The organism is Gordonibacter sp., from assembly GCF_036667095.1.
Lineage (GTDB): Bacteria > Actinomycetota > Coriobacteriia > Coriobacteriales > Eggerthellaceae > Gordonibacter.
The window spans coordinates 1-2,486 of record NZ_JAVWUP010000293.1 but is presented as its reverse complement, the minus strand read 5'-3'; the positions used below and the strand labels follow the sequence as shown (position 1 = coordinate 2,486).

The 2,486-nt window shown below is 43.8% G+C and carries 3 protein-coding genes; 2 read left to right on the top strand and 1 reads right to left on the bottom strand.

Annotated elements, in window-relative coordinates; all coding sequences use genetic code 11:
- Together RR842_RS13870 and RR842_RS13865 are read left to right on the top strand one after the other, a co-directional pair.
- Nucleotides 1–268 (top strand): hypothetical protein (locus RR842_RS13870; RefSeq protein WP_332730171.1); only part of this gene is annotated, 268 nt, incomplete at its 5' end.
- A 17-nt stretch (nt 269–285) separates the two neighbouring features.
- Nucleotides 286–1,419, top strand: a complete 1,134-nt coding sequence (locus RR842_RS13865; RefSeq protein WP_332730170.1) for a hypothetical protein — start codon at nt 286–288, stop codon at nt 1,417–1,419.
- Here the strand turns inward: RR842_RS13865 and RR842_RS13860 are convergent.
- Nucleotides 1,416–2,222 (bottom strand): sce7726 family protein, encoded by an 807-nt coding sequence (locus RR842_RS13860; protein WP_332730169.1) that lies wholly within the window; start codon nt 2,220–2,222, stop codon nt 1,416–1,418. The genes RR842_RS13865 and RR842_RS13860 overlap by 4 nt on opposite strands.
- Nucleotides 2,223–2,486: the final 264 nt, after the last annotated feature.

Sequence of the window (2,486 nt, the reverse complement as noted above, 5' to 3'; positions counted from 1 at the left end):
GCTTCATTACGATACAAGCAACATAATGATCTCCGAAGAAGATTTGTCTAGTGAAGACCATAAAGACAAAGAGGCCAATAAATTCGCGCGTGATTTTCTTGTAAACCCCGATGATTATGCCGCGCTTGGAAACCACGAACAGTTTACCGAGCAAGTTATTACAAAATTTGCACGGAAACAGAACGTTCATCCGGGAATGATAGTTGGATTCCTGCAACACGACGGCCTAATCCCCTTCGAACAGATGAATGGCCTAAAGTCTAAATAGAAAGCTAGGAGCATGCCATGTATATGATGACTATAAAAAACCGAAGGTACGAATACGTAGCTGTCAAAGCTTTAACAGAAGCTGACTACTTTAAAGACGGGCTTATCCCGCTGGTGGAGGTAGTTCAGGAAAAAGTTAAATACGACAATTTGGTTGATTCGGAAAGCGGCAAGTACATCTTAGAGAACAAGCCATACAAGAGCGGCGCAAGAAAAGGGCAGGACCACTGGTGTAAAGCCAAGGATTATTCAACTGAATATGACGCTACTCTAGAAGACATAGAAAAGCGCTTCAAAGACACGTGCGTTTTTGTTGATTATTTCCGGTGCGATATGAGGTTATATAAAGATGCAAAGGACAGAAAATGCCCGCTGGTTATACACCTAAGCAATAACCTTCCCGCCTATTTGGACAAGGTTAAAAAGGTAGCAATCGATACAAATATGATTCCCGTAATTACTATTAAAAAGGGAGTTGGGAACCTTGACTCCGCAGGCCTTATAAAATTTGCTCAAGAACTCAAGTCGCTACGTCAAGGACGCTCAATTGCAATAAGAATTGACGATATCGACGGATACGAGCACGCACTTACAACAGCACTCCATCTTAACGATTATCTCATCTATGATATTAATGAAACCCCCTTAGATGCAAGACTCGAAGAGTTTGACGAACTGAATGATTTAGGCATCAAGGCAACTAAAATACTGCTCTGCTCTCCAAGGAAGCGAGATACTGGTAATGGCAAGTATGGAGAAGGGCATGTCATTAATAATTCGCATATAACCGACTATGCACGCTATGGCTTCAATGGGGTGGGCGATTACGCTGGTCTGCGCGATAACCTACCTGGCGATGGTGGTGGGAAAGGACGAGCATTGGCTCTACTGTACTGCGGTCGGTCTAATGAATTCTGTGCCTATATAAATGACAATGTTGATCTTGGGTCGAGGGGCTACCGGAAAGTTGTGTCTGAAATTCTCAACGACAGAGCAAAGCTCGAGCGGGTACCCGGGGAGTGCATGGTTCTTGAAGCGCTTTCAAAAAACGCTGGCACCAGCTCATTTGGAGCGTTTGGAACCTGGATATCGTACACTATCGAACGGTATGTGCAGCAGCTCTATCTTACCTATGGAAACTACCACTTTTAGTAAACAATTTCTGGATCAAGTTCGTTTCGGTAGAACCATTCGTAATCTATCTCGTATACAACAGCACTATTCTGCATTAAGTGGCGCCAGTTTGAGCAATAGCGTTGCTTTAAATAATTTTTGAAAACCCGATTGATCTGCGCCTTAGAGTAGCGTGATAAGCAGGTGGCAACAATATCGTCTTTCGATTGTCCTGAATTCGAGAAATCAAAAATGTCGCAGAGGTCTTTCTTGGGCATTGTAAGGAGCTGCTTTTTCGCATCCAGCCTGACGGCCTTAGTTGCTTTGCGGCGACAGCTAAAAGTATAGGTTCCGTCTTTGCACTTTCGATATGAATATATCCCGCACTCAGTAGGGACATAATCGGGTAGTTCGTTCCATCGATTCTCAGAGGTAACAACATATACCGTTTCAAAAACGTCGAAATAATCGGCAAGCTGGCTTTCGAGCCGATAAAAGCTATCCAGATCAGTTTTAATCTCGTATGCTGCGCTGTGCCCATTTACTTTGCACATATCTACGCGGCTCTTTCCAATTGGAAGCTCAAAAATAGATATCGTATCTGAGCTAAGCGGTAAAAGAACTTTGTTTATAAAGTTAGCTTTAATCGTAGTTTCATTTGGATAGTGATCCAATATAAATCGGTTGGCGAACGCTCGCGCAGAGCCACCCGCATCAAGGGGGATTAATCCTAGCATGTCAAAAAGTAAATTTTTAAGCTTTGCTTCCGAGAGAGTTGTTGAATAGGCCTCGAAGAGAAGCTTGGCATCCCGCTCGTCTTCACTCTGTAAGAGTTTGCCCATAACCCTCCTGCCATACATCCTCATTTTACTACAGCCATTGTATTATACGGCAAGTTCGAGAGCTCCCAAACAAAGGGCATCGTTTTGATATATCCGGTGAAGCGCTTGGCTGGCAGCCAAGAGGTCAAGGATTCGATTCCTTAGGCTCTATCACGAAACTTGTACGAACCTTCACTTTGGTGGGGGTTCGCTTGTTTAGTGTGCCGTCAGATGTATATAGTAGCCTTCTAGTCGACAGAATCTGCAGCAGGTTTTCGACACGAT